This window comes from Bacillota bacterium (genome assembly GCA_013314855.1).
GTDB lineage: Bacteria > Bacillota > Clostridia > Acetivibrionales > DUMC01 > Ch48.
Map to the genome: position 1 here is coordinate 20,208 of JABUEW010000054.1, position 7,665 is coordinate 27,872.

Sequence of the window (7,665 nt, forward strand, 5' to 3'; positions counted from 1 at the left end):
TGTCTGTCACTGTGCTGTGTAAAGTTGGTGATTTGAGGGCATTGTATGTGTTGGAAGTTCAATTCTTCTCCCGGTCTTCTACCGGATGAGAAAAATCGTATTCTGCTCCCACGGCAGATTTTCAAACTTAAGATTACAGATATCGGATGCTCTAAGCCCAAGTCTGGCTGCCATATGTAATTAGCATTATTACTCAAGCCTTATCTCAAACCTGTCAAAATTTACTTTTTCGGCAAACTGGTCGTTAGAGAAAAATGTCCTCTGGAAAGCAGCAAATTCATGAGTGTTCTTTTTCATCCAAATTGGTACAGGTATGTCTAGTTCTTTACAAAGCCCTATAAGACATTCTTCAAGCATATCCGTGTACGACATTGAGTTGTCATTCTTCTCAAAGAACGCCTTTTTCGCTATTTTTGTGCCTTTTATCAGCTTTCCGGCAAGTTTCAATTCTTATCCCCCTTTTTTTGGGCTTAGCTTTTATACTATTATACTGTAATTGCTATTAGCTTTCATCCTTTATTAGTAACTATTATTAGCTTCTATCCTTTATTAATTTATACTCAATAGAATCTACCAATGCTTTCCAACTTGCATCAATTATGTCGGTAGATACCCCTATAGTAGTCCATACATCCTTTCCATCGGTAGACTCTATTAACACCCTTACTTTTGCAGCAGTAGCGGATTCGGAATCCAATACCCTGACCTTGTAATCAGTTAATTTCATTTCTCTTATTTCAGGGTAAAATCTCTCAAGAGCCTTCCTAAGGGCATTATCCAAAGCATTTACAGGTCCGCATCCTTCTGCCGCAGTAATTTCTATCTGTTCCCCAACCCTTATTTTTACCATAGCCGATGAATTAACACTATCGACTGAAGGTTCATTTACAATAACTTTAAACTTGTTAAGATTGAAAAAAGGTTTGTATTTGCCTAACATTTTTCTTATTACAATTTCAAATGAAGTTTCTGCACCCTCGTATTGGTAGCCTTCATGTTCAAGCTCTTTTAACTTATCGATTATAGCTTTTGCCTCCGGTGAGTCCTTTGTTATTGACGAATCCACTTCGTTAATCTTTTTCAAAACAGTACTTCTACCTGCAACTTCCGACATCAGTATCCTACGCTTATTACCCACTAGTTCAGGGTCAATGTGTTCAAAAGAAATTGGATTTTTAAATACTGCATCTATATGCATGCCGCCTTTATGAGCAAAAGCACTCCCTCCTACATAAGGTGCCCTTTCATCATGTATAACATTTGCAATTTCGCTTACAAACCTTGCAACGGAAGTAAGTCCCTTTAATTTTTCTTTTGGTATACACTCATAGTCAGCTTTTATCTGTAAATTAGGAATAATTGTGCAAAGATTTGCATTACCGCATCTTTCCCCAAAACCGTTTATAGTTCCCTGTACCTGGGAAGCGCCTGCTTGCACTGCAACAATTGAATTTGCTACAGCCATTCCGTTATCATTGTGACAGTGTATCCCTATCGGTACTTTTATTTCTTCAACTATTTTCAACGTAATATTAGATATGTCATTTGGAAAAGTCCCACCGTTTGTGTCACATAAGCAAATACTTGCTGCCCCTGCATTATAGGCAGCCTTAAGAGTTTGCATAGCATATTCTGGATTAGCTTTATATCCATCAAAGAAGTGTTCTGCGTCAAAAATTACTTCCTTGCCAAGTTTCGTAAAAAATTTAATAGTATCATATATCATTTTAAGGTTTTCTTCCAGGGTTGTTTTAAGGACAGTACCCACATGAAAATCCCAACTTTTACCAAATATCGCCACAGCTGGAGTATCAGCTGCCAAAAGAGACCTAACATTTACATCTTCATCCACTGGTGTATTAACTCTGCGAGTACTGCCGAAAGCAACAATCTTTGCATGTTTCAAATCTATCTTCTTCACCTTTTGGAAAAAGTCAAGATCTTTTGGGTTTGAACCGGGGTTTCCGGCCTCAATATAACTTACCCCAAGGCTGTCCACAACTTTAGCTATTTTCAACTTATCATCAACAGTAAACGAAATGCCCTGGGCTTGAGCACCGTCCCTGAGGGTCGTGTCATATATCATTATTTTTCTCAATTGCCTCACCTGCCTTGCAACATATAATAACATAAAAACTTAAATAATTACAAGTGTTTTTAATAACTTACCGTTCAATTATTTACTACCTAATTATTTACCGCTCAATTATTTCTTCACCCAATTCACTCAATACCCTGTTTATTGCATTCAAGTATGCCCTTACACTTGCTTCGATTATGTCAGTACTTACTCCTCTTCCGGTAAATGTCTTACCGTTTTTTGATACTCTTACAGTGACTTCTCCAAGGGCATCCTTTCCCCCGGTAACAGCTCTGAGACTATAATCCTCCAGCCTTAATGTGAATCCCACTGCCCTTTCCATTGCATTAAATGCTGCATCAACAGGACCATCTCCTGTAGCAGCTTCAGTATAAACATTTCCGTTCCGTCTTACACTGACGGTAGATGTTGATACAACCCGGTTTCCACTGCTTATCTGGTAAGTTTCCAGTTGGAAAACTTCCGGTATTTTTGCAACCTTTTCCTCTACCAGGGCTTCAATATCCTTGTCTGAAATATCCTTTTTCCTGTCTGCCAGTTCCTTGAACTTCTGAAAAGCATTTTTTATTTGCTCTTCAGTAAGGCTATATCCCATTTCTTTTAACTTTTCCTCAAAAGCATGGCGGCCTGATAATTTTCCAAGCACCATCCTGTTTTGTTTAAGCCCTATTGATTCCGGCCTCATTATTTCGTAAGTGGTTTTCTCAGCTAAAACTCCATGCTGATGTATACCCGATTCGTGAGCAAATGCATTGGCCCCCACAATAGCCTTATTAGGCTGTACAATAATTCCTGTAAGAGTACTTACCAGTTTGCTTGACCTGTATATCTGTGTTGTATCTATCTTATGAGTCACTTTATAAAAGTCTTTCCTTGTATCTATTCCCATAATAATTTCTTCAAGGGCTGCATTCCCTGCTCTCTCTCCAAGGCCGTTAATTGTACACTCCACCTGGATAGCCCCATTTTCTATTGCAGTAAGAGAATTAGCTACGGCCATCCCTAGATCATTATGACAATGTACGCTAATATCAACCTTATCAATATTGGGTACATTATTTCTTATTCCTCTAATAAGCGCCCCAAACTCTTGCGGTGTTGCATACCCTACCGTATCAGGTATGTTTACAACAGTAGCCCCCGCTTTTATAACTTCTTCAATGACCTTGTACAAAAACTCTACTCTTGTCCTGCTGGCATCTTCCGCAGAAAATTCTACATCCTCACAATACTTTTTAGCATATTTGACCATCTGAACCGCTCTTTCAAGCACCTGTTCTTCAGTCATTTTCAGCTTGTATTTCATATGAATATCCGATGTGGCAATAAATGTGTGAATACGCGGCATCCGGGCATGTTGTACCGCTTCCCAGGCCCTATCAATATCTTTTTCCAAAGCTCTGGCAAGACTTGCAACTCTTACATTTTTAATAACCCTAGCTACTTCAGACACTGCTTCAAAATCCCCGGGCGACGCTATGGCAAAGCCTGCCTCAATTACATCAATACCCAATCTTTCCAATTGCTTTGCAATTTCAACCTTTTCATAAACATTCAGGTTAACCCCCGGCGTTTGCTCCCCATCCCTTAATGTAGTATCAAATATTTTTATTTGTACAGGCATAATTTCACCTCATTCCTTCCCCTTATTTCCTTATTTTAACTGTTATATTTAATTTTCTATATTTTACATATTTTCCTATATTTGGTATACATAAAGAATACATTATATAACCCTTTGTTTTTACCTTTCAATTAATTCTTTCCAAAGGTTTATAAATTAGATTTAATCTATCCGCTAAGCAATACATTAATCGGGTTTTATTTTTTAAGCCAGCTCATCATTTTTCTTAGCTCTTTGCCAACTTTCTCCAATTGATGTTCCGCTTCTTTCCTTCTCATTGCCAGGAATTGGGCCCTTCCGCCTGCATTGTTTTCTGTTATCCATTTAGAAGCAAAAGCGCCACTTTGAATTTCCCCTAATATTTTTTTCATCTCTTTTCTCGTTTCTTCGGTAATAATTCTCTTACCGGTAATATAGTCACCATATTCTGCCGTATCACTAATTGAGTACCTCATAAACTCAAATCCGCCCTGGTTTATTAGATCCACGATAAGCTTCATCTCATGTATACATTCAAAATATGCAATTTCCGGCTGGTATCCGGCTTCAACCAATGTATCAAACCCTGCTTTCATTAATTCGGTAACCCCTCCGCAAAGGACAGCCTGTTCTCCAAACAAGTCGGTTTCAGTTTCTTCAGCAAAGGTAGTCTCAAGTATTCCTGCTTTTCCGGCACCTATCGCTGCTGCATATGCCAGAGCATACTCTTTTGCTTTTCCTGATGCATCCTGATACACAGCTATTAATGATGGAACGCCTTTTCCTTCTCTGTACTGGCTTCTTACGGTATGTCCAGGACCTTTAGGCGCAACCATAACAACATCCACATCAGTTGGTGGAATTATCTGTTTGTAGTGGATATTGAAACCATGGGCAAACATCAGTACCTTACCACTCTTCAGGTGTGGTTTTATGCTCTCTTTATAAACTTGAGCCTGTACCTGGTCAGGGACAAGTATCATAATTATATCTGCTGCTTTAGCAGCTTCCGCTGTGTCTAATACTTTTAGCCCATCATTGATAACCTGCCGCCTCCTCTGTGAATCAGGAGTTAAACCAACTACAACATTTATTCCACTGTCATATAGGTTTTGAGCATGGGCGTGTCCCTGACTTCCATAACCTATAACTGCTACCGTCTTCCCTCTTAATAAACCTAAATCACAATCATTATCATAATACATCCTTGCCATTTTATCACTCCTCATCGTTATTATTTGCTTTAATATGCCTATTTCCCCTTTCGAGGGCTATCAATCCTGTCCTTACAATTTCTTTTATGCCGAATTGTTTCAGCATATCCTCCAATGCACCAACTTTTTCTTCATCCCCTGATACTTCAATAGTTAAAGTATTCTTGGATACATCAACAATCTTGGCACGGAATATTTCTACAATCTGAATAATTTCAGACCTTGTAGAAGCACTGGCATTAACTTTTATTAAGGCCAGTTCCCTCCGTACTGAATCTTGAGCCTCAAGTTTTTTTACCCTTATTACATTAATAAGCTTGTTCAACTGCTTGCTGACCTGCTCTACAGTATACTCATCCCCGTCTACAACTATTGTCATTCTTGACACTTCAGGATTTTCAGTAATACCAACTGCAAGGCTATCTATATTAAAACCTCTCCGGCTAAAAAGCCCTGCTACTCTTGAAAGTACGCCAGCATGATTTTCCACTAAAACTGAAAGTATATGCTTTGCCATTACTACGCCCCCTATCGTTTACATATAATATTTCATAATATTAAAGTGTCGGTTCTTCCGGATCTACAACACAATCCAACAAATATGCTTTGTCATCCGATAGCATTCTTTTCAATGCATCCTCCACTTCAAAGTTTTTTGTTATCCTTTCGCCATTTATTCCATAAGCATAAGCTAGCTTTACAAAATCGGGATTATCTTCTAAGGATACATGGGAATAACGGCTGCAATATTTCATTTTCTGAAGCTCTCTAACCATTCCCAGCCTTGAATTGTTAAGTATAACTATTTTTATGCCCAGTTTGTGCTGCTTTATTGTCCCCAACTCCTGCAATGACATCTGGAAACTTCCATCCCCGCTTATAGTAATTACCCGTGTATTGGGACAACCTACTTTTGCACCTACCGCTGCCGGTAGGCCGTACCCCATAGTTCCCATGCCACCTGAAGTTATGAATTTACCGGGCTTGCGTATAGTTAAATTATTGGCTGCCCATATCTGGTTTTGTCCTACTTCTGTGGTTATAACGGCGTCATCATCCTCCATCATCTTCGAAAGCATTTTAAGCAGAAATTTAGGCTTTACTGCTCCATCCTGGTCAATATCTTCATCCGTACCTTTTCTTTTGGCTGTGTGTTCTTGCCTTACCTTCCGGATTTTTTCCAGCCATTCGTCAGTATCTCCTTTTTTAACCACTTGCAGTAAATCCTGCAATATTGACTTGACATCCCCAACAACCGGTATTTCAACATCAATATTCTTTCCTATTTCCGCCGGGTCGATATCTATATGGATAATGCTTGCTTTTTCAGCTATTTTATTCGCTGATGCCATAGCCCTATCTCCTACCCTGGCACCCATTATTATAATGAGGTCGGCATTGTGTATGGCATAGTTTGCAAAATAGCTCCCATGGGAACCAAGCATTCCAAGGCACATTTCATGGTCTGTGGGAATAGATCCGATTCCCATTAATGTGGTAACCACCGGAATATTACATTTTATTACCAGCTCCATCAACTCATCTCTTGCTTTCCCGCTTATAATCCCTCCACCTGCACAAATTACAGGGAATTTTGCTTTCTCTATAGCCTCAGCTATTCTTTTTATTTGTAAAGGATGTCCTTTATAAGTAGGCTTATACCCCCTTATATCTATTTCTTCGGGATACTTAAAATGTAATTCACTGTTCTGTACATCTATCGGGACATCAATAAGCACTGGCCCCGGCCTCCCTGAAGATGCTATATGGAAAGCCTCTTTCAATATTCTTGGTAAATCTTCTACATTTTTTACCAGGTAATTGTGCTTACAAAAAGGAGCTGTTGCCCCGGTTATATCCGCTTCTTGAAAAACATCCCTGCCTATAAGATTTGTAGGGACCTGGCCTGTTATTGCCACAATAGGTATTGAATCCATATATGCCGTAGCAATCCCGGTAATAAGGTTGGTAGCCCCCGGGCCGGAAGTAGCAACACATACGCCTGTCTTACCGGTTACACGGGCATAGCCGTTTGCTGCATGGGCAGCCCCTTGCTCATGCCTTGTAAGTATGTGCTTTATATTTGAATCCAGCAAAGCATTATAAAATGGGCATATCGCAGCGCCTGGATAACCGAAAATATGGGTTACATTTTCAATTTCTAATGCTTTAATTATTGCCTGCGCACCTGTCACTTTCATTCTTATACACCTGCCGCTCCTATCTATAAAAAACTAAAGCCCCTTGTCTCTGCATACAACATATGCAGGGACGAAGGGGCGTTGTATCCTCCGTGGTACCACCCTGATTCGATATACCCTTCCCGAAACTTTATATAACGGTCAAGCATATCCTCAGTGGGAGCCGTTTGAAGCACCCTGACGGTAACGTGGTCAACGTCATCATCTACTTGTTTTTTCAATGATGCGACTCCGGGACGAGCTATACACACACCCTACACACCGGTTAACACCACCCACCGGCTCTCTTGAGTGGTTGGATGTATCTTTTTCCCTTCATTGCCTTTCTCGAAGCTATATGCCTTTTTTTCTGAAATAAGTATAATTGTTTAATATTTTATCAGCTCCCAATGTTATTGTCAAGTGCTTTTTGAATTTTTCAGAGCTGAAGCATGAAAATTTTATTCTTATCCATTAATAGTGGCTGCGTTAGTAATTTTATCCAATTATATAATAATATTACATAAATTTAACCATACGTTTAAGTCATCGGATAACACTATAACC

At 39.3% G+C, this 7,665-nt stretch carries 6 protein-coding genes and 1 other annotated feature; all 6 genes read right to left on the reverse strand.

Going from position 1 to position 7,665, the window contains the following annotated elements; genetic code table 11:
- Positions 1-189: 189 nt before the first annotated feature.
- Complete coding sequence (locus HPY74_10735; GenBank protein NSW91126.1) at positions 190-447, reverse strand: hypothetical protein; 258 nt, start codon at positions 445-447, stop codon at positions 190-192.
- 85 nt (positions 448-532) lie between these two features.
- Entirely contained in the window at positions 533-2,098 is a 1,566-nt protein-coding gene (locus tag HPY74_10740; GenBank protein NSW91127.1) for a citramalate synthase, read from the reverse strand.
- A gap of 97 nt (positions 2,099-2,195) precedes the next feature.
- Positions 2,196-3,725, reverse strand: a complete 1,530-nt coding sequence (locus tag HPY74_10745) for a 2-isopropylmalate synthase (GenBank protein NSW91128.1) — start codon at positions 3,723-3,725, stop codon at positions 2,196-2,198.
- Positions 3,726-3,922: 197 nt separating this feature from the next.
- On the reverse strand, positions 3,923-4,918 hold the full coding sequence (gene ilvC, locus HPY74_10750; protein ID NSW91129.1) for a ketol-acid reductoisomerase: 996 nt from the start codon (positions 4,916-4,918) through the stop codon (positions 3,923-3,925).
- Between the two features lie 4 nt (positions 4,919-4,922).
- The gene (gene ilvN, locus HPY74_10755) at positions 4,923-5,435 is read right to left on the reverse strand and encodes an acetolactate synthase small subunit (protein ID NSW91130.1); all 513 of its coding nucleotides are present in this window, start codon (positions 5,433-5,435) and stop codon (positions 4,923-4,925) included.
- A gap of 40 nt (positions 5,436-5,475) precedes the next feature.
- A complete protein-coding gene (ilvB, locus tag HPY74_10760) occupies positions 5,476-7,119 on the reverse strand; it encodes a biosynthetic-type acetolactate synthase large subunit (GenBank protein NSW91131.1) in 1,644 nt (547 codons plus the stop codon).
- 63 nt (positions 7,120-7,182) lie between these two features.
- Positions 7,183-7,447 (reverse strand) — a binding site (T-box leader).
- Positions 7,448-7,665 lie beyond the last annotated feature (218 nt).